Origin of the sequence: Stenotrophomonas sp. WED208, from assembly GCF_040984485.1 — a bacterium.
Lineage (GTDB): Bacteria > Pseudomonadota > Gammaproteobacteria > Xanthomonadales > Xanthomonadaceae > Stenotrophomonas > Stenotrophomonas riyadhensis.
In genome coordinates, this window is the sequence record NZ_JAZARB010000001.1 from 3,695,115 (window position 1) to 3,719,986 (window position 24,872).

Genomic DNA, 24,872 nt, shown 5'->3' on the forward strand with positions numbered 1-24,872 from the left:
GCGGCACTGTGCGACCGATGGCGCCAGCGGCATGTGAATCACGCTCGTTATTTTCATGACGTGCGTCAAATAAAACGGGCTGACAAAATGGTTTTGCCGAAAATGCATATACCTGCAGGACGCGGGGAATCCATTCCCCGCTCAACTAAATGCATTCAGCTGCTGGAGAGTTTCATCAGCACCAGGCCGGAAACGATCAGCACCGCCGCACCGATCCGCATCGGGCTGACCTGCTCGCCGAGGAACACAATGCCGACCACGAACGCGCCAACCGCACCGATGCCGGTCCAGATCGTATAGGCGGTGCCCAGTGGCAGGCTGCGCATGGCCACCGCCAGCAGCCAGAAGCTGGCGATCATGCCGATGATGGTGACCACGGTGGGGGTGAGCCTGGTGAAGCCTTCGGACTGCTTCATGGACACGGCCCAGACGATTTCCAGCAGGCCGGCAAACAACAGATAGATCCAGGCCATGGCACGGCCCTCCTCTTGGTAGGGCCAGGCCGTCCTGGTCATTGATTCCCGATGTGGGGGAGGTCGTTCCTCCTGACCGGCATTCTAGCAACGCCGGTCGGCACGGGGCGTTGTCGGGAGACGCGGGTTACAGCCGATTCAGTGCACGAAGCTGGCGTCGATGTACCTGCCTGCGCTATAGTTGCGGTCTGCCATCGGCCAGCCGATGTGCAGTCCGGCTGTGGTCTCCGGCGCGACACGCGCTGCTTCCCCTGATCCGTGAACTGGCCGCCCCTTGGGCGGCCAACGTCTCTATGGTGGCCCCGTCGGCCCCTCGCGACGCTAGGTCGAAAACCCCGCCAGGGCCGGAAGGCAGCAACGGTATCGATCGACGCGGGCGCCGAGGCCAGCCGGCGGGGCCACCGCCTTTTCTGCACTGGGGTCAGATCCCTTTGCCCGGCAAAGGGCTCTGACCCTTATGCCGTTCGCACCGGACATGACCCCAAGCTACTGCGCTTCCGGCGTGCCCTGGTGGAACACCATGCGCCATCCGTCCCGGTGCCGGCGCCACAGCGAGCTGCGCAGCACCCAGCGTTGCGCATGGCCATCGAGGTGATGGCGGCTGCGGTAGCGCACCTGGGCCAGACCCTCGGCCAACAGCCATACCGCGTACTGATCGGACTCGATCAGCACCTGCGCGCGCTCCAGCGGGATCTCCTGCAACGCCGCATCACGGCCATAGCACTGGCCGGAACTTCCGATCTCGCTGAAATCCTCATCCAGCAATGCAGCAAGACGCTCACGGTCGACACGCACCGGTGATGCATGCAGCGCGCGCTCCAGCGTTTCCAGCTCGGCGGCCAGCGCCGTATCGACGGGCCGGCCGGTTCCGCTCACGGTGGATCCTGCGCCAGTACGTGCGGCGCGGTCGGGTCAGCCAACGGCACGCACTGCCCCGGCTGCGCCACGCGGTGCCCACGCGCGGCCAGCGCCTGGCCGTCGGCCTCGCTGGCGTAGTGGTAGAGCATCATCCGCGCCTGCAGTTCGGCACTGTACTCACGTTCCAGGTCGTCCACGCCGGTGTGCGACGGGTTGCCGTGCAGGCCGCAGTCGTGGGCGATCAGTTCATTGTCGTTGGCGAAGCGGGCCAGCATCTCCGGAATCGGCCGGGTATCGCCGCTCCAGGTCAGCGCGCCCTGCAGGCGCAGGCCATAGGCCGTCTCCGGCCAGTGGTGGCGCACCGGGAACACTTCCAGGCGCACGCCCTCGTGCCAGAACGCCTCGCCCACCACGACCAGCTGGAACGCATCCCAGAAGTTGGCACCGCCCTCGGCCAGCACGTTCGGATAATCACCGATGCGCTTGTGCAGCAGCGGCACCACCGTGGCGGGCACGTACAGGCGTACCTTGCCGCGCCGGTGCGCATTGAAGAAGGTGTCCACGAACAGGCGCTCGAAGCCGGCCACGTGGTCCAGGTGCACATGGGTGACGAACAGCGCCTGCGGCATGTGCCCGTAGTGCGCCTTGAACGCGGTCAGGCCTTCGCCGCCACAGTCGATGGTCAGCCACGGCCGACCGTCCCGTTCGATCACCGACATCGGCGACCCCAGCTCGACCGCCGACGCATTGCCGACGCCGAGGAAACGCAACGACCAGTCCATCAGGTGCCCCGGTTCCAGGCCATGTCATAGGCGCGACGCAGCCGCGCGTAGTCCTTCTGCACGTCTTCCACGCTGCGCTCGCCGCGCAGCTTGACCAGCGAGCGCAGCAGGCGCTTGAGGTTGCGTTCGCGCCAGGCGGTCGCCGGAATGCGGATCACCCCGCGGTCGAAGTCGATCAGCCAGCCGTGGCCGTTGCCATCGAACAGGATGTTGTGCGCGTTGAGGTCGGCATGGTCCAGGCCGGCACGGTGGAAGCGGGCGATCAGCCGTCCGGTCTCCTCCCAGGGCGCGCCGCGGCCGGCGACCAGCGCGCGGTCGGCCAGCGAACGGACACCCTCGATCCGCTCCATCAGGATCGCGGCCCGGTAGCGCAGGCCCTCGCGCATGTAGAACGCCGCCAGTGGCCGGGGTACCGGCAGCTTTTTCTCGCGCAGGGCGCGCATCAGCCGGAATTCGGCGAAACTGCGGGTCCGGTCCGCGCCACGCCAGAGGTACTGGTCGTGGCTGATCCTGGCCGCCATGCCGCCGCGCAGGTAGTGGCGGAGCACGCTGGCGCCGAACGGCGCATCGATGAACCAGGCGCTGCCACGACCACCGTCCCCTACCGGCCGGGCCCTGCTGCCCCAGTGCTGGGGCGAGAACAGGCCGATCTCGGCTTGCCGCAGCCGCTCACGGTCGAACAGAATGGCCCCGATGCCGCGACCCTCGCGGCATGGCGTCAGCGCTTCATTGGCGTCGAATGCGACCATTTCATTGAGTCTAACAACACATGGCATCAGCGTCCTCCTCCTTGTGCCTCCTGCGCCTGTCCGCACTCGGCGATGTCACCCATGTGGTGCCCCTGGTGCGCACCCTGCAGGCTGCGCGCCCGGATACGCCGATCCACTGGATCATCGACAAGGCTGGCCACAAGCTGCTCGACGGCCTGCCCGGTGTCACCTTCCATGCCTACGACAAGAAGAGCGGCATGGCCGGGGTCAAGGAGCTGCGCCGGCAGCTGCCACCGGGGCGCTTCGAAGCGCTGCTGCAGATGCAGGTGGCGTTCCGTGCCAACCTGCTGTCGGCCTTCATTCCCGCAGAGCGTCGCATCGGCTACGACCGCAGCCGATCGAAGGACCTGCACGGTCTCTTCATCAACGAGCGCATCCCAGATCGTCCCGGCATCCACGTGCTCGATGCCATCGGCAGCTTCTGCGAGCCGCTGGGCCTGCGCCAGACCGAGGTCAGCTGGGATCTGGCGGTGCCACCGTCTGCGTATGAGTGGGCCGCCGCGCAGTGGCAGGACGATGGCCGCCCGGTGCTGATGATCTCGCCGTGCTCCAGCCACGTACGCCGCAACTGGTACGCCGACCGCTACGCCGCCGTGGCCAACCACGCGCTCACGCGTGGCTGGCGGGTGGTGCTGTGCGGTGGCCGCAGTGAACTCGAACGCAGCATGGCCGACGCCATCCAGGCGCAGTTGCGTACCCCGGCACTGGATCTGGTCGGCAAGGACACCTTGAAGCAACTGCCCGCGCTGCTGGCCCGCGCCAATCTGGTGATGACGCCGGACTCGGGCCCGATGCACATCGCCAATGCAATGGGTGCCAAGGTGCTGGGCCTGCATGCGGCCAGCAATCCGAACCGCAGTGGCCCGTACTCGGATCGCCGTTACTGCGTGGACCGCTATGACGATGCCGCCCGCAAGTATCTGGCCAAACAGGCCACCGATCTGAAGTGGGGGACCAAGATCGAGTTCGACGACGTGATGGAACTGATCACCGTGGAAGACGGTATCGCTGCGTTCGAGCGTTACGTGGCCGACCACCTGGGGTGAGCGGCAGTCCCCATCCACGCATGGCGTGGATCTACCCCTTGGCCGGGATTACGCGCGCTGCGCGTAATCCTGGTACGACTTCTCCTCCACGTACGCCGAACCGAGCGCCAGGTTGATTGCCTTCTTGATGCGCGCGCGCTCGTCGTTGCGCAGGTAGACGCTGCGCGCCAGGTCGATGAAGCCCTGGTCGAACGCCTGCGCCTTTTCCTTCAGGCGGATGTCGTCCTCGATGTCCCACAGCTGCTCGTTGACCGTCTTCAGCTCGGCCCGCAGCTTGGCGATGTCCTTCACCGCCGCCGGGTGTGCCATCCAGGTCTGCTCCAGCGCCGACAGCTCCTTGCGAACATTGGCCAGCTTCCCTTCGTCGCTGATGCGCTCGGACTTGATCTGCAGGATCGAGATCTTGTCCAGCAGCTCGCCGAAGGACACGGGGACGAGGATTTCAGCGGTCATGGGGAAAGCTCCAGCAGGTGATGCGTACATGGTAACCCGCAGCGTCCGGACGGATATGCCGGGTAGATCCACGCCATGCGTGGATGAGCCTGCCAGCAGGAACAGCATCCACGCATGGCGTGGATCTACTGATGCATCTGGAGGAACAAGCCCCTCTGTTGAGGGGCTGCCCCGACAGGGGCGGGGAGAGGCAGGCAAAGGGAGGGGCCCACAGGTTGCGCAGCAACGTGTGGGGCGACGCGCGAAACGCGCGGCGCGTCCCACGCCAGATTAAAGAAAAAGGGCTGCCTTTCGGCAGCCCTTTTTCTTTAATCTGGCGGAGAGGGGGGGATTCGAACCCCCGAGGCGCTATAAACGCCTGCCTGATTTCGAGTCAGGTACATTCAACCACTCTGCCACCTCTCCGGGTGGTCCCCGGCGGACCGGGGACGCGCATCATACGAGGAAGTGGGGCCGACGACAAGTCATTCCGGCCAACGAAGTGAAAATTTCCTGAGCGCATGCCTTGCCGGATGCCTGCAGCCACCCGATGATGCCTATCTCCCCAGCAATACCCCGCCCCAGCCCCCATGATCGAATTCGGACACCTCACCCACCCCGGCATGCGCCGCGAGCTCAACGAGGACACCTACTACGGTGACAGTGAGCTGGCCCTGTGGCTGGTGGCCGATGGCATGGGCGGGCACGCCTGCGGCGAAGTGGCCAGCGCGCTGGCGCGCGAAACCATCGTGCGCGAGATCCGCCGTGGCGCGCCGCTGGCGCAGGCCATCCGCACCGCCGACGAAGAGATCATCCGCGCCTCGCGCCGGCGCAACGACACGCTGCCGATGGGTACCACCGTGGTCGCCGCACGGGTACAGGGCAACCGCTATGAAGTGGCGTGGGTCGGCGACAGCCGCGCCTACCTGTGGCGCGATGGCCAGCTGGCGCAGCTCAGTCAGGACCACAGCGTGGTGCAGGAGCTGGTCGCACAGGGCAACCTGACTGCCGAACAGGCACGCGCGCATCCACATCGCAACGTGGTCACCCAGGCACTGGGCGTGACCGATCCGGCGCACCTGAACGTGGCCACCACCAGTGGTGAGCTGCGCCCGGGCATGCAGCTGCTGCTGTGCAGTGACGGCCTCACCGAGGAAGTGGACGACCGCGGCATTGCCCGCACCCTCGCCTTCGAGGATGCCAGCGCACAGGAATGCGTGGACACGCTGGTCGCGGCCGCGCTCGACGGCGGTGGCCGCGACAACATCAGCGTGATCCTGGTGCGCTGCCATTAACCCGTAGATCCACGCCATGCGTGGATGCGGCGCTGCCGGCCAGCGGCCGGCACTCCCCCATCCCAGGCATTACGCGCTGGCGGGCTCTTCCACCTTCGGGCCATCCCACAGCGCATGGCCGGCCTTCTTGCGCAGCCGCTCCAGGCGCGCGGCATGCGCTTCCAGCTCCGACGGAGTGGCGACCACACGCGGGCGTGGCAGCAGCTTGCTGGTGTCGAAGGCCTGCAGCGCCGCACCGGCCCCGCCCCCCTCTTCGTCACCCAATCCGAAGCCGATCTCTTCCTGACCCGAGGTCAGTGCGATGTAGACGTCGCCCAGGATCTGCGCATCGAGCAGGCCGCCGTGCAGTGCACGGTGCGAGTTGTCCACGCCCAGTCGCTTGCACAGCGCATCCAGCGAATTGCGCTGGCCCGGGAAGCGCTCGCGCGCCATCACCAGGGTATCGATCACCGTGCAGCGGTCGATGATCCTGCCGTACTGTGGCCCAAGCAGCGACAGCTCGTTGTCGAGGAAGCCCAGGTCGAACGCCGCGTTGTGGATGATCAGCTCGGCGCCGTCGATGAACGCCAGGAACTCGTCGGCGATCTGTGCGAAGTCCGGCTTGTCAGCCAGGAACTCCAGGGTCAGGCCGGTGACTTCCTGCGCGCCCTGTTCGAACTCGCAGTCCGGCTTGATGTACTGGTGGTAGTTGTTGCCGGTCGGGCGCCGCTTGAACAGCTCCACGCAGCCGATTTCGACAATGCGGTTGCCCTTCTTCCACTCCAGGCCGGTGGTTTCGGTATCGAGGATGATCTGACGCATGGGCTCAGTTTACCGGGCTGGCGTCGCGGATCTGGATCGCCGCGTTGCGCGCCAGGGTATCCACGCGTTCGTTGTCGGGGTCGCCGGAATGGCCCTTCACCCAGCGCCAGTCGATCTGGTGCCGCAGCGTGGCCGCGTGCAACCGCTCCCAAAGCTCACGGTTCTTCACCGGATCACCGCCAGCGGTTTTCCAGTTCTTGCGGATCCAACCCGGCATCCACTGGGTCAGGCCCTGCCGCACGTACTGCGAATCGGTGTAGAGCACGATGTTGCACGGCTCGGTCAGCGTCTCCAGCCCCGAAATGGCCGCCATCAGCTCCATCCGGTTGTTGGTGGTGTGCGCTTCGCCACCGCTCAGTTCGCGCTCATGCCCCTTGTAACGCAGCAACGCAGCCCAGCCGCCGGGGCCGGGATTGCCGAGGCAGGATCCGTCGGTGTGGATTTCGATGGTTTTCAATACAACTCCAGATCAGGTAGCAACGGTGCCGTGCCAACGCACCGGCAACGGTTTCGGCCCGGGCAGGGCCAGCGTGCGTTTTTCCGCATGGAACAGGCAGGCCGCGCGCAGTGGCGCCCAGCCATCGGCACGGCGGCTGCCAGCCCCGCGCCAGAGTGGACCGAGGTAACGCATATCGTCGCACTCCAGCCCATGCCGGCCGAGCAGCAGACGGATCCGCTGCGGCGTACGCACCACCAGTCCATGCTGGCGCCAGCGCGTGCGATACGGGCTGAACGGATTGAGGCTGCTCAGCCACAGATGGCCGCCCGGCATCAGTACGCGCTCGCACTCGTCGAGCAGCCGATCAGCGTCGGCCGCAGTGACATGCTGCAGCACGATTGCATTGACACTCTCATTGGCCAGCGGCAGCGGCAGCGCACAGCGGGTATCGCCTGCATAGCCCTGCCCCTGCCGATACAGGCGCAGACCGCGTCCACCGAGCTGCGCGTCATCCAGCCAGGCCGCACTCGGCGCGATCCACAACCAGGGCTGCGCTGGCAGCAATGACAACTGCGGCAGCAGCAATTGCCGCTCCAGCACGCGCAAGGCTGCCGCCGGTTCACTGTCGAACCACGGGGTCTGGCTCGCTTGACGGGTGCTCTGCAGCGCGGGCATGGTCCAATTCTATGCGACTGACTGCCCTGCCCGCATTTGCGGATAACTACATCTGGACGCTGATCGCCGACGATGGCACTGCCGTGGTCGTCGACCCCGGCGATGCCGCGCCAGTGCTCGCGCTGGCCGATCAGGGCCTGCGCGTGGACGCGATCCTGCTCACCCACCACCACGACGACCACATCGGTGGCGTGCCCGCACTGCAGGCACGTTTTCCCGGTGTACGGGTCATCGCGCCGGTCGAAGAGCGGATCCCCACGGCCACCGAGCGGGTCGGCGAAGGTGAACGCGTTCAGGCACTGGGCCGGACGTTCCACGTACTATCCGTGCCCGGGCATACCCGCAGCCACATCGCGTTTCACACTGCTGAACATCTTTTCAGCGGAGATTCGTTGTTCAGCCTGGGCTGTGGACGTCTGTTCGAAGGTACGCCGTCCCAGCTGCTGGCATCGATGCGCAAGCTGGGTACCTTGCCCGCGCAACTGCTGCTTTGTTGCGCTCATGAGTACACCGTGTCAAATGCCGTCTTCGCGCGGCATGTCGACCCCGCCAACGCTGCCCTGTGGCAGCGCCAAGAGGAGGCTTTGGCCATGCGCCGCGATGACCGTTCCACCCTGCCGGTAACCCTGGCCAACGAATTCGACTGCAATCCCTTCCTGCGCGTGCACGCGGCACCGATCCGTGCGTCGGTGTCTGCACACCTGGGCCGTGACGTCGTGGACGACGTCGACGTGATGGCCGGTCTCCGGCATTGGAAAGACGGCTTCCGCGCATGATGCGCCGAAGTCTGCCGCTGGCCCTGGGCCTTGTCCTGGGGTTGGCCGGAACCGCGGGCGCGCAGTCGCTGGGCGCTGGCATCAGCCAGAACCTGACCGCCGCTGCGGCCTTGCCGCTGGATCCGGCTGCGCTGCCCGCCGCTTCGGTGCGCAACGGCCAGGAGATCTTCACCAGCTTCCGCGACGGCCTGGCCGAGCCCAGCTGCGATGCCGAGGCCACCAGCCCGCGCTGGCAGAAGCAGTTCGCCCATGCCCCCTCGCGCCTGGCCAACCAGGATGACGATGCGCTGGTACTGTTCGGCTACGTGGTCGAAGAGCTGCGCAAAGCCAACCTGCCCACCGAATTCGCGCTCATTCCGTTCGTGGAAAGCGGCTATCGGCCCAATGCCCGCAACGGCAGTGGCCCGACCGGCCTGTGGCAGTTCATCGCCACCACGGCGCGCAACCACCGCGTGCCGATGGCCAACGGCTATGACGGCCGCCTGTCGGCGGTCGATTCGACCCAGGCCGCGGTGCGTTACCTGAAGACCCTGCACGGCATGTTCGGCGGCGACTGGCGCCTGGCCACCATGGCCTACAACGCCGGCGAATACCGGGTGCTGCAGTCCATGCGCAAGGCCGGCATGAACGCGCAGAACGCCAAGCCGTCGGCTCTGCCCGGCCTGTCGCCGGTGACCCATGCCTACGTCGAGAAGCTGCATGCCCTGGCCTGCGTGCTGGAAGACGTGGAAGACCAGCCCGGCGTGATGGCCTCGCTGGACCGCACCGTGCCGGTACTGAAGGACCACACCCTGCCGGCCGGCACCAGCGTCCAGCAGTGGGCCGCACAGCGCGCCCTGGACCCGGCGAAGATCGCCCGCCTGAACCCAGCGCTGGCCTCTGGCAGCCGTGCCTCTGGCACCACCCGCGTGCTGGCCCCGGTCTCGGCCGCCAATGCGACGGTGGCGGACACCGCAACGGCCCTGGTCGCCAGCGCTGCGCCGGTCGCCACCGCCGCACCGACGCCGCAGGTGGCCAAGACCGTCGCCGCGATCGCCGATCGTCCGCGCAGCCGACGCCACACGGTGCGTGATGGCGAATCGGCCTGGACCATCGCCCGCCGCTACGGCATGCCGGTGAAGGCCCTGCTGTCGCTGAACGGCCTGAGTGGCAGCAGCGTGCTGAAGCCTGGTGCGGTACTGCGCGTCGAGGACTGACGCGCCAGCCAGGCCCTCCCTGTAAAGCCGAGCCCATGCTCGGCTTTTTCATGCCTGCGCCCGGCAGATGCAGTCGAGCCCGGCTCGACTCTACAAAAGGCGGTCGAGCAAGCTCGACCACTACCAGAGCTCAAGCGCGCCACAAACGAGGCGAAGGCACAAAAAAAAGGCCCGGCATTGCCGGGCCCTTTCGTACCTGCAGCCGGTGGGCTTACAGGTTCGCTTCGGTGGTCTGGACCACGAACTTCTTGCGCATCGCCTCGATGTAGGCCTTGGCCGCGGCCATGCCGTCGATCTGGCTCAGCTGGTCCTTCAGCTGCTTCTGCTGCTCGGCGGTCACTTCCTTCACGTCGCCCGGGTTCACCTTGTTCACCGCGAACAGCAGCGCGTGGCCATTGACGTCGACCTTGCCGTAGCTCGGCTTGCCCTCGGCCGGCACCGGCGCGCTGAAGATCGCGCGGTTGATTTCCGGGGTCGGCACCGGCTGGCTGCGCGGCAGGCCCGGCATCGGGCTCAGCTGCAGCTTCTCGCTGGCAGCCAGCGACTGCAGGGTGGCGCCCGCCTTCAGCTTGGCCAGCACGGCGTCAGCGGCCTTGTCGCTGGCCTGGCGCTGGCGGTCGGCGCGGATCGCGGCGATCACCTGCTCGCGGGCCTTGTCCAGCGGCATCGCCTGTTCCGGGGTATGCGCGGCAACGCGGATGACCACGCTGTGGTTGGTGGCACCGCCCAGGGCGATCGGATCGCTGGCGGTACCGTCCTGCACCAGCACTTCGGAGAAGGCGGCGCGCAGCACGGCCGGATCAGCGGCGATGCCACTGGCGGTCGCGCGGGTGATCGGGCCCAGGGTCTGCAGCGGCAGGTTCACTTCCTTGGCGGCAGCGGCCAGGTCGCTCGGGCTCTTGTTGATGGCATCGACCAGGTGGCCGGCCAGCTCGTTGAAGCCGCGCTCGCCATCGGCCTTCAGCTGCTCGGCGGCCAGCGTGTCACGCACTTCCTCGAACGACTTGCCTTGGCCACCACGCACCGCGGCGACCTTGATGATGTGGTAGCCGAAGTCGGTCTTCACCGGGCCGATCACGTCACCCGCCTTGGCGGCGAACAGGGCGTCTTCGAACGGCTTGACCATCGCGCCACGCTCGACCCAGCCCAGATCACCGCCCTGGTCCTTCGAACCCGGGTCTTCCGAGTTGGCCTTGGCCAGCGCCGCGAAGTCGGCACCCGCCGCCTTGGCTTCGGCAGCGAGCTTGTTCGCCTTGGCTTCGGCACCGTCACCGGTGATCAGGATATGGGCAGCCTGGCGCTGTTCCGGCGAGGTGAACTTCGCCTTCTCGTCTTCATAGCGCTTGCGCAGGGTCGCTTCGTCAGCCGCGGTCGGTGCCGGCAGGTTGGCGCCATTGATCTCGACGTATTCCAGCGACACGCTCTCGGCCTGGCGGAAATCCTTGCCGTGGCTGTCGTACCACTGCTTGATCTGCGCATCGGTGACCGGCGCGGTATCGGCCGGCACTTCCGGCAGCGCGGCCAGCTCGACGTCACGGGTTTCGCCCAGCAGCTTCAGCAGACGCTCGGTCTCGGACTGGGTGACGAAGCCGGAGTTCTGCAGGCCCGACGGGATCACCGACTGCTGCAGGCTCTCGCGCACCAGCTCCTGGAACTGGGTCGGGGTGCGCGGCGGATTGCCACCGGCCAGGGCCAGGCGGTAGTTGTTCTCGTTGAACTTGCCGTTCGAATCGAGGAACGCCGGCATGGTCGCGATGTACTCGCGCACCGCGCCGTCCCCGATCACCACGCCCGCCTGTTCACCGACCAGGCGCACGACCTGCTCGTCGATCAGCTGATCGAGCACGGCCAGCTTGTTCTCAGTGCTTTCGAACGCGCGCGGGTCGAAGTTCTCGCCCTGCTGCTGGCGCTCACGCATGCGCTCCTGCTCGAAACGCGTGCGGAAATCCTGCGCGCTGATCTCGTGGTGCTGCCACAGCATGCGCACCGGCCACCACGACGGTGCCGAACGCCACCAAGTCGGAGGCGCGGAAACCTTGGCCACGTTCTGTGCGCCAACGCCACCGAGGTAGCTGTTGTCGATCACGAACAGGAACGGAATCATCAGCAGCCCCAGGATCACGGTGACGATCCAGCCTGAGGTCTTGTCGCGGAGTTTCTGCAGCATGGTGAGGAATCACAAGGCCTGATTGGCGAGCCCGGCAGTGTAACCCGCTTCGCCGCAGGGACCAAAAGCAGCGCCGGCGCGGCCTGCGCCGCATCCTTGCAGCAACGCGTCACTGGTAGATGCATGCCTCACGTCCGACCGCGCGAACGACACAAAGAAAAAGCCCCCGGCTTGCGCCGAGGGCTTTTAAAAGTTGGCGGAGCGGACGGGACTCGAACCCGCGACCTCCGGCGTGACAGGCCAGCATTCTAACCAGCTGAACTACCGCTCCGCGCTGAAACTTTGCAGGCGCCCAGTATATCCGAAGACTTCCTGGAAACCCAGCCCGATGAACACTTTTTTCAAAGTTTTTTCACAGGGACTTAAGAATTCTGCAATGGCGGAGCGGACGGGACTCGAACCCGCGACCTCCGGCGTGACAGGCCAGCATTCTAACCAGCTGAACTACCGCTCCGTTCTTGCAAAAACCCTTTCGTCTTCTTCCCGAGCCTGTCGGTGAGAAGACAAGGCCCCCAGCTTTAGGCCGGGGGCCTCGATGTAATGGCGGAGCGGACGGGACTCGAACCCGCGACCTCCGGCGTGACAGGCCAGCATTCTAACCAGCTGAACTACCGCTCCGCATTGTTACCTTGCTTGTTTTCCACCGGCCTGGACCGGGAAGAAAACAAAGCCTCCAGCTTTTGGCCGGAGGCCTCGTTGAATGGCGGAGCGGACGGGACTCGAACCCGCGACCTCCGGCGTGACAGGCCAGCATTCTAACCAGCTGAACTACCGCTCCACACTCAAACTTTTACCGCGGTGCTGTGGTGGGTGCTGAGGGTTTCGAACCCCCGACCCTCTCCGTGTAAAGGAGACGCTCTACCGCTGAGCTAAGCACCCCAGCGAGCCGCTTAGTTTACAGCATCCTTCAGGGCCTTGCCAGCCTTGAACGACGGATTCTTCGAAGCAGCGATCTTGATGGTGTCGCCGGTCTTCGGGTTGCGGCCGGTGCGGGCAGCACGGTCGCGGACCTGGAAGGTACCAAAGCCAACCAGGGTGACCGCATCGCCGTCCTTCAGCGCCTTGGTGACGGCAGCAACGACGGCATCGACAGCGCGGCTGGACTCGGCCTTGGTCAGGTCGGCAGCTTCAGCAACGGCATCGATCAATTCGGTCTTGTTCATTCTCTACAACTCCTTTGGCGGTGGGTTCCGCTTATTCGACAGGGAAGCAACCGCACGCGTTCTGCATGCGGCCGCCATGTGGAAACGGTTCGCCGATTCAGTGATCGCTGACAGCGATCACTCATTCGCGAGTGCTGCTTTTATACCAGCGGCCCTACCCCCACGCAAGGTGAAAAGCCAGCAACGACGCGGGTTTCGGGCCATTGGACAGCGCGCGTCAATGCTTGACGCGCGCGCTTCCACTCGGTTTGGCCTTGCTGCGCACCGTGACACGTTGCGCACTCTTGCGCGCCTTCTTCGGTGCCAGCGGACGCTCCAGCGCCAGGTCCAGGACTTCTTCGATGTACTTCACCGGCACGATCTCCAGATCGCGGGTGACGTTGGCCGGAATGTCGGCCAGGTCCTTGCGGTTCTCTTCCGGGATGATGACCGTGCGGATGCCGCCACGCAGTGCGGCCAGCAGCTTCTCCTTCAACCCGCCGATGGCGGTGACGCGACCACGCAGGGTGATCTCGCCGGTCATCGCCACATCGGCGCGCACCGGCACCTTGGTCAGCATCGACACCAGCGAGGTGACCATCGCCGCGCCGGCACTCGGGCCGTCCTTCGGCGTGGCGCCATCGGGCACGTGCAGGTGCACGTCGTGCTTCTGCAGGAAGTCGCTGTCGATGCCAAAGCCCACGGCGCGCGAACGTACCACCGACAGTGCCGCCGAAGCCGATTCCTTCATCACGTTGCCGAGCTGGCCGGTCAGGATCAGCTGGCCCTTGCCCGGCACCAGCGTCGATTCGATCTGCAGCAGATCGCCACCGACTTCGGTCCAGGCCAGGCCGGTGACCAGGCCGATCTCGTTTTCTTCCTCGGCGCGGCCGAAGTCGAAGCGACGCACGCCCAGGTACTTGTCCAGGTTCTTGCTGGACACACTGACCAGCGCCTTGGACTTCTTCGCACCCTTCTTCGCCTTCACCGGCTGCGGGCCGGCCAGCGCGATCTCCTTCACCACCTTGCGGCAGATCTTGGCGATCTCGCGTTCCAGGTTGCGCACGCCCGATTCGCGCGTGTAGTAGCGCACGATGTCCTGGATCGCATCACTGCCGATCTCCAGTTCTTCCGGCTGCAGGCCGTTGGCCTTGATCTGCTTCGGCACCAGGTAGCGGGTGGCGATGTTGAGCTTCTCATCCTCGGTGTAGCCGGGGATGCGGATCACTTCCATGCGGTCCAGCAGCGGGCCCGGAATGTTGAGCGAGTTCGAGGTGGCCACGAACATCACTTCGGACAGGTCCAGGTCCACTTCCAGGTAGTGGTCGTTGAACGCATTGTTCTGCTCCGGATCGAGCACTTCCAGCAGCGCCGACGACGGATCGCCACGGAAGTCCATCGACATCTTGTCGATCTCGTCGAGCACGAACAGCGGGTTCTTGCTGCCGACCTTGTTGAGGTTCTGCACGATGCGGCCCGGCATCGAACCGACGTAGGTACGACGGTGGCCACGGATCTCGGCCTCATCGCGTACGCCGCCCAGCGACATGCGCACGAACTTGCGGTTGGTGGCCTTGGCGATGGACTGGCCGAGCGAGGTCTTGCCCACGCCCGGCGGCCCGACCAGGCACAGGATCGGGCCCTTCATCTGCTTCACGCGCGACTGCACCGCCAGGTACTCAAGGATGCGTTCCTTGACCTTCTCCAGGCCGTAGTGGTCGGCATCGAGGGTGTCCTGCGCGGCCTTCAGGTCCTTGCGCACCTTGCTGCGCTTCTTCCACGGCACGCCCAGCAACCACTCCAGGTAGTTGCGCACGACCGCCGCTTCGGCCGACATCGGCGACATCTGCTTGAGCTTGTTCAGTTCATTGCGTGCCTTGGCTTCAACCGCCTTCGGCATGCCGGCTTCGGCGATCTTGCGGGCCAGCTCTTCCAGCTCGCCCGGTGCATCGTCCAGGTCACCCAGTTCCTTCTGGATGGCCTTCATCTGTTCGTTGAGGTAGTACTCGCGCTGGCTCTTCTCCATCTGCGACTTCACGCGGCCGCGGATGCGCTTTTCCATCTGCTGCACGTCGATCTCGCCGTCGACCAGGCCGACCAGCATCTCCAGGCGGTCACCGACGGCCAGCGTTTCCAGCAGGCGCTGCTTGTCGGCCAGGCGCACGCTGATGTGCGCGGCGATGGTGTCGGCCAGGCGGGCCGGCTCATCGATGCCCGACAGCGTCTGCAGCAGCTCCGGCGGCAGCTTGCGGTTGGTCTTCACGTACTGCTCGAACAGCGACATCAGCGAGCGGGCGATCGCCTCCACCTCGCGTGCTTCGCGCTCGTCGGTGGCGTCGATCTCCACGGCCTGGCCATGCAGCGAGCCGTTGCGCTCGTCGACGTGGGTGACCTGCACGCGCGACAGGCCTTCGACCAGCACCTTGATGGTGCCGTCGGGCAGCTTCAGCAGCTGCAGCACCTGCGCCAGCGTACCGACCTGGTAGAGGTCGGCCGCATGCGGGTCGTCGGTCTCGGCCGACTTCTGCGCCAGCAGCAGGATGCGCTTGTCCGCTTCCATTGCCTGTTCGAGCGCGTGCATGGACTTGTCACGGCCGACGAACAGCGGGATGACCATGTGCGGGAACACCACTACGTCGCGCAGCGGCAGGACCGGCAGGTCGAGGGTTTCACTTGGGGAACGGGCCATGGGGGCTCCAGGGAAGGGGAAAACCGCCTCCGGGAGGGCATCTTCCGGAGACAAAAAAAGCCGATGGCCCCGTTATGGGGCCATCGGCTTTCAGATGCAAGGCATTCCTTGAAAATCCTTTCCAATCAACAACCTGGAAGGATCACTCGGCGCCTGCGGCCTTCTGTTCAGGGGCCGCCGGGGTCTGGTAGATCAGGTACGGCTCGGACTTGTGCTCGATCACCGACTCGTCCACCACCACCTTGCTGACGTTTTCCTGCGACGGCAGGTCATACATGGTGTCCAGCAGGACCGATTCGACGATGGTGCGCAGGCCACGGGCACCGGTCTTGCGCTTGAGCGCCTTCCTGGCGATGGCCGACAACGCGTCCGGACGGAACTCCAGCTCGACGTTCTCCATCTCGAACAGCTTCTTGAACTGCTTGGTGATGGCGTTCTTCGGCTCGGTCAGGATCTTGATCAGGGCCGGCTCGTCCAGCTCCTCCAGGGTCGCCACCACCGGCAGGCGGCCGACGAACTCGGGAATCAGGCCGAACTTGATCAGGTCTTCCGGCTCGACTTCGGCCAGCACCTTGCCCACTTCCTGCTTGCGCTCGCTGCTCTTGACCTTGGCGCCGAAGCCGATGCTGCCGACGTCGGTGGAACGGGCCTGGATCACCTTGTCCAGCCCGGCGAACGCGCCGCCGCAGATGAACAGGATGTTCTTGGTGTCCACCTGCAGGAATTCCTGCTGCGGGTGCTTGCGGCCGCCCTGCGGCGGAACGCTGGCCACGGTGCCTTCGATCAGCTTCAGCAGGGCCTGCTGCACGCCTTCGCCGGACACATCGCGGGTGATCGACGGGTTCTCGCTCTTGCGCGAGATCTTGTCGATTTCATCGATGTAGACGATGCCCTGCTGTGCCTTCTCGACGTCGTAGTCGCACTTCTGCAGCAGCTTCTGGATGATGTTCTCCACGTCCTCGCCCACGTAACCGGCTTCGGTCAGCGTGGTGGCGTCGGCCATGGTGAACGGCACGTTGAGCAGGCGGGCCAGGGTCTCGGCCAGCAGCGTCTTGCCCGAACCGGTCGGGCCGACCAGCAGGATGTTCGACTTCGCCAGTTCGACGTCGTCGTTCTTCTGCCGGCTCTCGATGCGCTTGTAGTGGTTGTACACGGCCACGGCCAGGGTGCGCTTGGCGCGGTTCTGGCCGATCACGTACTGGTCGAGGACCTCGAGGATCTCGCGCGGCTTGGGCAGCGAACTGCGCGCCGACTGCGCCTTTTCCTCAAGTTCCTCACGGATGATGTCGTTGCACAGCTCCACGCACTCATCGCAGATGAATACGCTCGGACCCGCAATCAGCTTGCGCACTTCATGCTGGCTCTTGCCGCAGAAAGAGCAGTAGAGGATCTTGCCGGTGTCCGTGGAACGACCTTGGCGGTCTTCGCTCATGCTTCGCTTACCCAGTTACCCCACCCGCTGAACGGGGGTTCGATTCGAGAATAGCACAGGGCCGAGGGGACACCAGTCCCGCCCGACCCTGCAGGAACGGGGCCTCCCTGGCCCCGTGAAGGCCGGTCAGCCGGCCTGGATCGACTCATCCGGACGACGCTCCAGGACCTGGTCGACCAGACCGTAGGCCTGCGCCTCGAAGGCGCTCTTGAAGTTGTCGCGCTCGGTGTCGCGGGCGATCGTCTCCAGCGACTGGCCGGTGTGCTTGGCCAGCACCTCGTTCAGGCGCGAACGCAGGGTCAGGATCTCACGCGCGTGGATGTCGATGTCGGTGGCCTGGCCCTGGTAGCCACCCAGCGGCTGGTGGATCATCACGCGCGAGTTCGGCAGCGCATAGCGCTTGCCGGCTTCGCCCGCGGCCAGCAGCAGGGCGCCCATCGAGGCGGCCTGGCCGATGCAGGTGGTGCTCACATTCGGCTTGATGTACTGCATGGTGTCGTAGATCGCCATGCCGGCGGTGACCACGCCACCCGGCGAGTTGATGTAGATGTTGATGTCCTTTTCCGGGTTCTCCGATTCCAGGAACAGCAACTGCGCCACCACCACGTTGGCCATGTGATCGTCGATCGGGCCCACGAGGAAGATCAGGCGCTCCTTCAACAGGCGCGAATAGATGTCGTAGGCACGCTCGCCGCGGCTGGTCTGCTCGACCACCATCGGAACCAGGTTCAGGGCTTTGGTTCGGTTGTCCATTACGTGAGGTACCTATCTTGGGGGGCAACAACCCCGCGCCGGCAAAGGCGCGGGGCATCCGGTGATCCGCCCGGGATTACTGGCGGATCGCGTCCTGGAACGACAGCTTCTCTTCGGTGTGCTGGGCACGCTCGGCGATCCAGTCGATCACCTGCTCTTCCATCACGCGGTTCTGCAGGCCAGACATCAGCTGGGGGTCGTTGCGGTACATCTCAATGACCTGTTCCGGCTCTTCGTAGGTCGAAGCGATCAGACGCATCGTTTCGTTCAGGCGCTTGGCTTCCAGGCGCAGGTCGTTGATGCGGGCCACTTCACCGACCAGCAGGCCGACCAGCACGCGCTTGGCGGCCGCTTCCTTGAAACCTTCGTGGGCATCGGCCGGGATCTCGCCGACGTTCTGGCCGTTGCGGCGGATCTGCTCGACCTGCTGGGCCAGCATGGCGCGGGCTTCGTTCTCGACCAGGCGCGGCGGCATTTCCACCGACGAATAGGCGGCGATCAGCTGCTCGCCCACTTCGCGGCGCAGGCGGTTCATCAGGGCCCCCTTCAGCTCGCGCTCCAGGTTGGCACGGATGTCACTGCGGAACTGCTCGACGTCGCCGCCCTTCACGCCGAAGCTCTTGATGAAGGCTTCGTCGACCGCCGGCACGACCGGCTCGGACACTTCAGCGACCTTGACGGTGACCTGCACGGTCTTGCCCGCCAGCACCGGCACGCGCCAGTCAGCCGGGAACTCGACGTCCAGGGTCTTCTCTTCACCCTTGGCCAGGCCGACCAGGCCCTTTTCGATGGTGTCGAACATCATGCCCTGGCCGAGCACGATCGAACCCTTCTCGGTGCCTTCGGCCGGCAGGCGCTCTTCGCCGGCCTGCGACCAGGTTTCCACCGCGACCAGGTCACCGTCCTGCGCGCCACGGCTGACCGGGGCCCAGGTACGACGCTGGTTCTGCAGGTTCTCGATCATCTGGTCGATGTCGGCGTCGGTGATCTCGGCGCTGTGGCGCACGACGGTCAGCTTGCTGACGTCGATATCGCCGAAGTCCGGCACCACTTCCACGGTGGCCACGAAGGAGAATTCACCCTCGTCGCCCTTGTCGATGCGCGGGCTGCCGACGATGCGCAGGTCGTGCTCGCGCACGGCGGCATCGAAGGTTTCGCGCAGCAGGCCGTCCAGCGCCTCGCCACGGACCTGCGCGCCGAAGCGCTGCTCGATCACCTTGGCCGGCACCTTGCCCGGACGGAAACCCTTGATGCGGGTGGTACGGGCGATTTCGCCCAGGCGGCCGACGATGTGGCTCTGCAGACGCTCTTCCGGCAGCGAGAAGCTCAGGCGGCGTTCCAGGTTGCCGGTGGATTCGATCGAAGCTTGCATGTTGACTCCTGCCACCGGTGGCCCAGGCCCCCGGCTCGATGATTGGGATGAAACGGTTGTAAGGACACGACGTCTGGGACGCGCCTGCTTGCCGCAGCCCTTTAGTTTCGCCCAATTCGGCCTGCACTGCCAGCGCGTGCCGGTCAAGTGGGCGCAGATGGCCCGATCAGGGCGGGGACAGGCCGGCACTGGTGCGAAAGGGGGGACTCGAACCCCCACGCCTTGCGGCACTGGAACCTAAATCCAGGGCGTCTACCAATTCCGCCACTTTCGCGTGGCCGGCACAGGCGTTCATTGTCGCAGGCAGGGGCTGGAAGCGGAAGACCTGCACAAAACTGAACATGGCCATCCGCGCGCGACTGGCGCGCTGGGACCGCCCCGGCGAGCGCCCGCTCAGCCGGGGCGGCGGTGGTTCAGTGCTGCGGCCTGGCCTCGGCAGGCGCCGTATCGGCCCCCTGCCCGGCCGCAGGATCCACCTTGCGGATCTCCACGCCCCCGTCGTCGGTACGGCGCAGGGCCACCGACTCCGGCGCGGCCTTGCGCACATCCACCGAACCCTCCGCATTGCGCTGCACGTCCACCGCGTCGGGCAGGACCTCCCCTTCCGCAGGCTGAGCCAGCTGCATCTGCATGGCGTCACCCACCGGGCGCGCCGGAGTGCTCTCCGTGCCAGCATCGCGTTCGACGGTCTGCGCGGGATCATTGCCCGGCGTGCAGGCAGCCAGCGCCATCAGCGCGAAGGGAACCCACAGCGTGCGGTGCAATCGATTGATACCAGTCATCAACATCTTCCTTCGTGCATGCGCCATCGACGCGGAAGATCCATTGGGTGCGATGCAGGACGCGATGCGCTGAGAAGCAGCGCACAGCATTGAAAACACTGATGACGCGTATGCCCCTGATTTCAGCATCGCTTCAGCAGATCCACGCCATGCGTGGATGACGCGCAACCCGGCGTACAGGCAAGAAAAAAGCCACTTGGCGAACCCAGTGGGAAGCTGCCGCGCATTCGCGCCGCAGCCCCACGCTTTGCGCGGCAAAGCGCGGGCCCCACTTCATCAGCCCCCACATCCCCGCGGCTTCGCCGCGCCCCCTTGACTCAAGGGGGCTCCACACCAGCCAGCGCACTGACTTCCGCACGCTCAACCCGGCGCGCAGACAAGAAAAAAGCCACTTGGCGAACCAAGTGGCTTTTGTCTGGTGGGCTGTCAAGGATTCGAACCTTGGACCTATTGATTAAGAGTCAACTGCTCTACCAACTGAGCTAACAGCCCGAAATCGGGGCGCGAATTATGACCCGATCCGCTCGGAGGGTGCAAGCACTTTCTTCAACATCGTTGAAACCAGCACTGCGATCCCACTGCGTTGCAGATCCACGCCAGGCGGGGCTCTGCAACCTGTGATCCATCGAAACGAAAGGGTCACACTAATAAGAAAAAAGCCACCTGGCGTACCAGGTGGCTTCCGTCTTGGTGGGCCGTCAAGGATTCGAACCTTGGACCTATTGATTAAGAGTCAACTGCTCTACCAACTGAGCTAACGGCCCGTAAAACTCAGACGCACATTGTAGCGTGCTTTCTGTTTATTGCAATACCGTTTCGGCTGCGCCGATGCGGTTGAATCAGTGGGGTGGCTGAGGGGATTCGAACCCCCGACCACCGGAATCACAATCCGGTACTCTAACCAACTGAGCTACAGCCACCACTGAAACTTTTGCTCCATCGCCGATACCGCTGACGCTGGAACCTCAAACCATTGCCTGGAGACTGTCACCGAAGTTCCGGTCCGCCGAAGCGAGTCCGATATTCTGGTGGAGTCTTTACCCTTTTGCAAGTACTTCTTCACATCCGCCGATGCGATCCCGGTGCTCGCCGATGGCGCGCCCGACAGGAATCGAACCTGTAACCGCCGGCTTAGAAGGCCGGTGCTCTATCCAGTTGAGCTACGGGCGCCCGAACCGGAACGGTGTCCAATCCGACGTGGCGTGGGATTGGTCGGGGTAGAGGGATTCGAACCCCCGACATCCTGCTCCCAAAGCAGGCGCGCTACCAGACTGCGCTATACCCCGGTCTTGCAATCCCCTCGGGCCGGGCCCGGGGAGTCGTTCATTGTGGCCAAGCACATCGCGAACTGTCAACGCAGGCGAGACCGGTCATGAACCTGCCACGGCGCCATGCGTGGTCATCGGCTATGCTCGCGGTCATCGGCCGGATGGCCGTCCCGACCTTCATTCGCACGGAGAACTCGCATGCGCAGCGGCAACCCGGCTCTTTCCGAGTCGACCTTCCTCGACCTCGCCAGCGGCTCGGTGGTGACCAGCCCCGACCAGGTGATGACCCTCAACGGCACCGCCAACAAGACCGGCATCCTGCTGTTGTTGACCGTCCTGACCGCGGCCTTCGCCTGGAACCAGTCCGTGGACGAGTACGGCCAGGTCATGGCCGGGGCCAAGCTGTATGCCATGGGCGGCGCGATCGGCGGCCTGGTGCTGGCGCTGGTCACCATTTTCAAGAAGGAATGGTCGCCGGTCACCGCACCGATGTACGCACTGGTCGAGGGCCTGTTCCTGGGCGCCGTCTCGGCGCTGTTCAACATGAAGTACCCGGGCATCGTGTTCCAGGCCGTGCTGCTGACCTTCGGCACGCTGGCCGCACTGCTGGTCGCGTACCGCAGCGGCGTGATCAAGGCCACCGAGAACTTCAAGATGGGCGTGGTCGCAGCCACCGGCGGCATCGCCCTGCTCTACCTGGCATCGTTCGTGCTGGGCTTTTTCAACATCAACGTGCCGGTGATCCATGACTCCAGCTGGCTGGGCATCGCTTTCAGCCTGTTCGTGGTGGTCGTGGCCGCACTGAACCTGGTACTGGACTTCGACTTCATCGAGACCGGCGTGGCCCAGCGCGCGCCGAAGTACATGGAGTGGTATGGCGCATTCGGCCTGATGGTGACCCTGGTCTGGCTGTACGTTGAATTCCTGCGCCTGCTGTCGAAAATCCAGCAGCGCTGAGCCGAAACATGCCGTAGACGACAAAGGGCGCCCTGGTGGCGCCCTTTGCCTTTCTTCCGTCAGCATGCCAGCAGCACAGGCAACGACGAGGCCAGCAACGCGATGCCTGACGCGGTCAGCAGGCCCAGCACGACCTGCCGGAAGCGCGCCTCGCTGATGCCGATGTAGACCCGCGCGCCCAGCAGGGTCGGCACCAGCATGGCCGGTGCCACGATGGCGAAGTACGGCAGCATCTGCCGGCTCACCAGGCCACTGCCGACATAGGTGGCCATGGTCACCGCCAGCATCGCCAGGTTGAAGTTCTGGATGACCGCACGTTGCTCGTCCTTGCCGAAGCCACGCAGGGTGCTCCACAGCGTAGGTACCGGTCCGGCGAAACCGCCGATGCCACTGAGCACACCACCGGCCATGCCAGCGATCGCATCACCGATACGGCCGCCAACGCGGACCGGGGGCAACGAGCGCGCCATCAGCATCACCGGGCACCATAGCGCCAGGAAGCCGCCCAGCAGGGCCTTGAACCAGTCCATATCCAGCTGCGGCAATACCATCACGCCCAGCGGAATGCCGGCCAGCCCACCCAGCACGAACGGCAGCAGCAGGCGCAGATTGAAACCGCGGCGCACGGTGAACACCGCGACCAGCTGCCCGACCAGCGCACCAAACACCGACAGCGTCGCCGCCAGCCGCGGCTCCAGTCCCCATGCCCAGAACGACATCGCCACCATGCCAAAGGCGAAGCCGGACAGGCCCTGCACGAATCCGGCGACGATCGCGCCCAGCGCGACCAGCAGATACACCGACTCCATCACCACCTCGGTTGCTGCCGCGCGACTACCCCGCCGCGCCCACCTGTGCAGCGTAGTGCGCCGCAAGGTGCTCGACCAGCGCACGCACCTTCGGCGCCAGCGCCCGCGCGTGCGGATACAGCGCGAAGTAGCGCCGCTGTCCGGCGTGCCAGGCCGGCAGCACGCGGATCAAACGACCGGCGCGCAGATCCTCCTGCACGGTCAGCGCAGTGAACAGGCTGATGCCCATGCCAGCCAGCGCAGCGGCATACAACGCTGGCGTCGCATCCACCCGCAGGCGCTGCCCCGCCTCGATGCTCGCGGCGGCACCGCGTGGCCCCTGCAGCTGCCAGGGCGACATCGCCGCTGTGGGACTGAAACCCAGCAGCGTGTGCTGTGCGAGGTCCGAAGCCTGCCGGGGCAGACCGTGCCGCGCCAGATAGGCCGGTGCGGCGACCAGGATGCGTGGGCAGCTGGCCAGCTCGCGGGCGACCAGCTGGCTGTCCGGCAAGGAAGGCGCGATGCGCAGGGCCAGATCGAAGCCACCCCCGACCACATCAACCAGCTGGTCGTCGGCGGAAAGATCCAGCGTGACCTGTGGGTAGCGCTGCAGGAACGACGGCAACCAATGCGGCAGCTCCTGGCTGGCGACCACCTGCGGCACGCTGATCCGCACGGTGCCGCTGGGCTGTGCTTGCCCTGCGCGCGCGCGGTCATCCGCCTCCTGCAGGCGATCCAGCAGCGACGCTGCCTCGCGGTAGTAGTCGCGTCCCGCTTCGGTCAATGACAGGCGACGGCTGTTGCGATCGAGCAGTCGAACCTGCAGGTGCTCTTCCAGCTGCCGCAGTTGCCGTGACATCGCCGAATGGGTGGTACCCAGTCGTTCGGCGGCGGCAGTGAAACTGCCCGCATCGACGATGGCGCGCAGCGCACGCAGGGCAGCGAAATGATCCATCGGCGGGCGGCTCCAGGTGGCGGGGCCCGCGGCATGCGGGCCCCGTCAGCTTATCAAGCGCCGTCGCCGGCCTTGCGTACCGGCAGCGCCAGGATTGCATCGGTGCCCAGGACGTCACCAAAGGTGTCTTCGATCTGCGCCAGCGAGGCGTCATGCAGCGCGCGATGACCGATGCGCTGGCCTCCAGCAAGATCCAGATCACGACTGGCGGTTGCATCGGACGACACGATGACGCGGTAGCCACGCGGCGCCGCAGCAGCATCGCGGGCCGCACCGGCCACGCAGGCATGGGTCTGCAGGCCGGTGACGATCAGGGTGTCGATGCCGGCATCCTTCAGCACCCGGTCAAGCACCGCCGCCGAGTCGCCGGCGAACACGCTGACGTTGTCCTTCTGCACCACGGTCTCGCCCTTGCGCGGCTGCAGGTCGCGGTGGAAGGCGGCATTGACGCTGCCCTGCGCGAATAGCGGCGCACCGGCCGGGAGCACATGCTGCACATGGATCACGCGGATGCCATGGGCGTCGGCAAATTCGACCACCCGCTTGGCCTGGCGCAGTGCGGCCATGCCATCGGGAATCACCATGCGACCACCGGCGAAGCCCGGCGCAGCGCTGCCGTCGAAGTATTCGTTCTGGAAGTCGATCACCAGCACGGCGGTCTTCGCCGCATCCAGCGAAGCCACAACGGGCGCGCCAGCCATGTGGCGGATGGTGGGATGAGCCGGTTCGGCAGCGGTGACGGGGGTAACGGTGGCCATGCCGATCAGGCTGGCCAGACCAAAGGCGGTGAGGTTCATGTTCAAGCTCCTGTGCGGTGGAAAGTGGGCACAGGATGCCGATCGCATGGCGCACGAACCAGCCGCGTAGCGGCACATGATCTGTGCGAATCTTGCACAGACTGGCATTGTAGGGTCGAGCCATGCTCGACGGCTTTCCACGCGCGCCCCGATCGAAGAGCCGTCGAGCATGGCTCGACGCTACAAGCGCGGGAAAACGCAACGGGGCGCCCGAAGGCGCCCCGCTG

23 protein-coding genes, 12 tRNA genes and 1 other RNA gene are annotated in these 24,872 nt (G+C 65.4%); 6 read left to right on the top strand and 30 right to left on the bottom strand.

The annotated features are described in order from the left end of the window. Positions 1 to 155: 155 nt before the first annotated feature. Positions 156 to 473 (bottom strand): quaternary ammonium compound efflux SMR transporter SugE, encoded by a 318-nt coding sequence (gene sugE / locus VPH47_RS16795; protein WP_005415486.1) that lies wholly within the window; start codon positions 471 to 473, stop codon positions 156 to 158. Between the two features lie 302 nt (positions 474 to 775). Here sugE and ffs point away from each other — a divergent pair. Continuing rightward, an RNA gene (gene ffs / locus VPH47_RS16800) (signal recognition particle sRNA small type) lies at positions 776 to 866 on the top strand. A gap of 93 nt (positions 867 to 959) precedes the next feature. Here the strand turns inward: ffs and VPH47_RS16805 are convergent. From VPH47_RS16805 to VPH47_RS16815, 3 genes are read right to left on the bottom strand one after another with little or no spacing between them, the layout of a single operon-like run. Further along, a complete protein-coding gene (locus tag VPH47_RS16805; RefSeq protein WP_368851324.1) occupies positions 960 to 1,349 on the bottom strand; it encodes a DUF4440 domain-containing protein in 390 nt (129 codons plus the stop codon). Continuing rightward, positions 1,346 to 2,113: an MBL fold metallo-hydrolase gene (locus tag VPH47_RS16810; RefSeq protein ID WP_110711235.1), complete on the bottom strand. Its 768-nt coding sequence runs from the start codon at positions 2,111 to 2,113 to the stop codon at positions 1,346 to 1,348. Before VPH47_RS16810 ends, VPH47_RS16805 begins: the two co-directional genes overlap by 4 nt. Further along, positions 2,113 to 2,862 (bottom strand): 3-deoxy-D-manno-octulosonic acid kinase, encoded by a 750-nt coding sequence (locus VPH47_RS16815; RefSeq protein WP_110711233.1) that lies wholly within the window; start codon positions 2,860 to 2,862, stop codon positions 2,113 to 2,115. The genes VPH47_RS16810 and VPH47_RS16815 overlap by 1 nt, the downstream gene beginning before the upstream one ends. A 20-nt stretch (positions 2,863 to 2,882) precedes the next feature. On the opposite strand from VPH47_RS16815, the gene VPH47_RS16820 reads away from it, so the two are divergent. Further along, the gene (locus VPH47_RS16820) at positions 2,883 to 3,929 is read left to right on the top strand and encodes a glycosyltransferase family 9 protein (RefSeq protein WP_032127782.1); all 1,047 of its coding nucleotides are present in this window, start codon (positions 2,883 to 2,885) and stop codon (positions 3,927 to 3,929) included. A 48-nt stretch (positions 3,930 to 3,977) separates the two neighbouring features. Here VPH47_RS16820 and VPH47_RS16825 read toward each other — a convergent pair whose 3' ends face one another. Together VPH47_RS16825 and VPH47_RS16830 are read right to left on the bottom strand one after the other, a co-directional pair. Beyond that, positions 3,978 to 4,382, bottom strand: a complete 405-nt coding sequence (locus VPH47_RS16825) for a DUF6165 family protein (protein WP_010483869.1) — start codon at positions 4,380 to 4,382, stop codon at positions 3,978 to 3,980. Between the two features lie 314 nt (positions 4,383 to 4,696). Then, positions 4,697 to 4,787, bottom strand: a tRNA-Ser gene (locus VPH47_RS16830). Positions 4,788 to 4,951: 164 nt separating this feature from the next. Here VPH47_RS16830 and VPH47_RS16835 point away from each other — a divergent pair. After that, positions 4,952 to 5,656, top strand: a complete 705-nt coding sequence (locus tag VPH47_RS16835; RefSeq protein WP_005408277.1) for a PP2C family serine/threonine-protein phosphatase — start codon at positions 4,952 to 4,954, stop codon at positions 5,654 to 5,656. Between the two features lie 69 nt (positions 5,657 to 5,725). On the opposite strand, the gene dnaQ is transcribed toward VPH47_RS16835, so the two are convergent. From dnaQ to VPH47_RS16850, 3 genes are read right to left on the bottom strand one after another with little or no spacing between them, the layout of a single operon-like run. Then, entirely contained in the window at positions 5,726 to 6,457 is a 732-nt protein-coding gene (dnaQ, locus tag VPH47_RS16840) for a DNA polymerase III subunit epsilon (protein ID WP_368851326.1), read from the bottom strand. 4 nt (positions 6,458 to 6,461) lie between these two features. Further along, the gene (gene rnhA, locus VPH47_RS16845; protein WP_005408275.1) at positions 6,462 to 6,914 is read right to left on the bottom strand and encodes a ribonuclease HI; all 453 of its coding nucleotides are present in this window, start codon (positions 6,912 to 6,914) and stop codon (positions 6,462 to 6,464) included. Positions 6,915 to 6,926: 12 nt separating this feature from the next. Beyond that, positions 6,927 to 7,571: a methyltransferase domain-containing protein gene (locus VPH47_RS16850; protein WP_153856517.1), complete on the bottom strand. Its 645-nt coding sequence runs from the start codon at positions 7,569 to 7,571 to the stop codon at positions 6,927 to 6,929. 11 nt (positions 7,572 to 7,582) lie between these two features. On the opposite strand from VPH47_RS16850, the gene gloB reads away from it, so the two are divergent. Then, positions 7,583 to 8,347, top strand: a complete 765-nt coding sequence (gloB, locus tag VPH47_RS16855; RefSeq protein WP_368851327.1) for a hydroxyacylglutathione hydrolase — start codon at positions 7,583 to 7,585, stop codon at positions 8,345 to 8,347. Next, positions 8,344 to 9,543, top strand: coding sequence for a lytic transglycosylase domain-containing protein (locus VPH47_RS16860; RefSeq protein WP_180846530.1), 1,200 nt, complete (start codon positions 8,344 to 8,346; stop codon positions 9,541 to 9,543). Before gloB ends, VPH47_RS16860 begins: the two co-directional genes overlap by 4 nt. Positions 9,544 to 9,754: 211 nt before the next feature. On the opposite strand, the gene VPH47_RS16865 is transcribed toward VPH47_RS16860, so the two are convergent. The 18 genes from VPH47_RS16865 to VPH47_RS16950 form a co-directional block, all read right to left on the bottom strand. Continuing rightward, positions 9,755 to 11,710: a peptidyl-prolyl cis-trans isomerase gene (locus VPH47_RS16865; protein WP_368851328.1), complete on the bottom strand. Its 1,956-nt coding sequence runs from the start codon at positions 11,708 to 11,710 to the stop codon at positions 9,755 to 9,757. 194 nt (positions 11,711 to 11,904) lie between these two features. Then, positions 11,905 to 11,981 (bottom strand) — tRNA-Asp (locus VPH47_RS16870). 106 nt (positions 11,982 to 12,087) lie between these two features. Beyond that, positions 12,088 to 12,164, bottom strand: a tRNA-Asp gene (locus VPH47_RS16875). Positions 12,165 to 12,251: 87 nt separating this feature from the next. After that, positions 12,252 to 12,328 (bottom strand) — tRNA-Asp (locus VPH47_RS16880). Positions 12,329 to 12,411: 83 nt separating this feature from the next. Further along, a tRNA-Asp gene (locus tag VPH47_RS16885) sits at positions 12,412 to 12,488 on the bottom strand. A 26-nt stretch (positions 12,489 to 12,514) separates the two neighbouring features. Next, positions 12,515 to 12,589: transfer RNA gene (locus VPH47_RS16890), tRNA-Val, on the bottom strand. A gap of 11 nt (positions 12,590 to 12,600) precedes the next feature. After that, positions 12,601 to 12,873, bottom strand: coding sequence for an HU family DNA-binding protein (locus tag VPH47_RS16895; protein ID WP_004146343.1), 273 nt, complete (start codon positions 12,871 to 12,873; stop codon positions 12,601 to 12,603). 217 nt (positions 12,874 to 13,090) lie between these two features. Then, positions 13,091 to 15,541, bottom strand: coding sequence for an endopeptidase La (lon, locus tag VPH47_RS16900; protein ID WP_049422624.1), 2,451 nt, complete (start codon positions 15,539 to 15,541; stop codon positions 13,091 to 13,093). 142 nt (positions 15,542 to 15,683) lie between these two features. Beyond that, positions 15,684 to 16,973 (bottom strand): ATP-dependent Clp protease ATP-binding subunit ClpX, encoded by a 1,290-nt coding sequence (gene clpX / locus VPH47_RS16905; protein ID WP_004154600.1) that lies wholly within the window; start codon positions 16,971 to 16,973, stop codon positions 15,684 to 15,686. Positions 16,974 to 17,099: 126 nt separating this feature from the next. Next, on the bottom strand, positions 17,100 to 17,726 hold the full coding sequence (gene clpP / locus VPH47_RS16910; protein WP_004146318.1) for an ATP-dependent Clp endopeptidase proteolytic subunit ClpP: 627 nt from the start codon (positions 17,724 to 17,726) through the stop codon (positions 17,100 to 17,102). A 76-nt stretch (positions 17,727 to 17,802) separates the two neighbouring features. Further along, a complete protein-coding gene (tig, locus tag VPH47_RS16915; protein ID WP_049400909.1) occupies positions 17,803 to 19,098 on the bottom strand; it encodes a trigger factor in 1,296 nt (431 codons plus the stop codon). 189 nt (positions 19,099 to 19,287) lie between these two features. Then, positions 19,288 to 19,372: transfer RNA gene (locus tag VPH47_RS16920), tRNA-Leu, on the bottom strand. 139 nt (positions 19,373 to 19,511) lie between these two features. Further along, positions 19,512 to 19,880: a hypothetical protein gene (locus tag VPH47_RS16925; RefSeq protein WP_368851330.1), complete on the bottom strand. Its 369-nt coding sequence runs from the start codon at positions 19,878 to 19,880 to the stop codon at positions 19,512 to 19,514. Between the two features lie 416 nt (positions 19,881 to 20,296). Continuing rightward, positions 20,297 to 20,372: transfer RNA gene (locus VPH47_RS16930), tRNA-Lys, on the bottom strand. A 196-nt stretch (positions 20,373 to 20,568) separates the two neighbouring features. Continuing rightward, a tRNA-Lys gene (locus VPH47_RS16935) sits at positions 20,569 to 20,644 on the bottom strand. Positions 20,645 to 20,723: 79 nt separating this feature from the next. Then, positions 20,724 to 20,800, bottom strand: a tRNA-His gene (locus VPH47_RS16940). A gap of 173 nt (positions 20,801 to 20,973) precedes the next feature. Further along, positions 20,974 to 21,050 (bottom strand) — tRNA-Arg (locus VPH47_RS16945). Positions 21,051 to 21,089: 39 nt separating this feature from the next. Continuing rightward, a tRNA-Pro gene (locus VPH47_RS16950) sits at positions 21,090 to 21,166 on the bottom strand. A 180-nt stretch (positions 21,167 to 21,346) separates the two neighbouring features. Between VPH47_RS16950 and VPH47_RS16955 the strand changes: the two genes are divergently transcribed. Further along, positions 21,347 to 22,105, top strand: a complete 759-nt coding sequence (locus tag VPH47_RS16955; RefSeq protein WP_110711220.1) for a Bax inhibitor-1/YccA family protein — start codon at positions 21,347 to 21,349, stop codon at positions 22,103 to 22,105. 59 nt (positions 22,106 to 22,164) lie between these two features. Here the strand turns inward: VPH47_RS16955 and VPH47_RS16960 are convergent, their stop codons facing one another. From VPH47_RS16960 to VPH47_RS16970, 3 genes are read right to left on the bottom strand one after another with little or no spacing between them, the layout of a single operon-like run. Then, on the bottom strand, positions 22,165 to 22,914 hold the full coding sequence (locus VPH47_RS16960) for a sulfite exporter TauE/SafE family protein (RefSeq protein WP_368851331.1): 750 nt from the start codon (positions 22,912 to 22,914) through the stop codon (positions 22,165 to 22,167). A 25-nt stretch (positions 22,915 to 22,939) separates the two neighbouring features. Further along, positions 22,940 to 23,848 (bottom strand): LysR family transcriptional regulator, encoded by a 909-nt coding sequence (locus VPH47_RS16965; RefSeq protein ID WP_164162788.1) that lies wholly within the window; start codon positions 23,846 to 23,848, stop codon positions 22,940 to 22,942. Positions 23,849 to 23,901: 53 nt separating this feature from the next. Further along, positions 23,902 to 24,645, bottom strand: a complete 744-nt coding sequence (locus VPH47_RS16970; protein ID WP_368851332.1) for a cysteine hydrolase family protein — start codon at positions 24,643 to 24,645, stop codon at positions 23,902 to 23,904. Between the last annotated feature and the right edge of the window lie 227 nt (positions 24,646 to 24,872).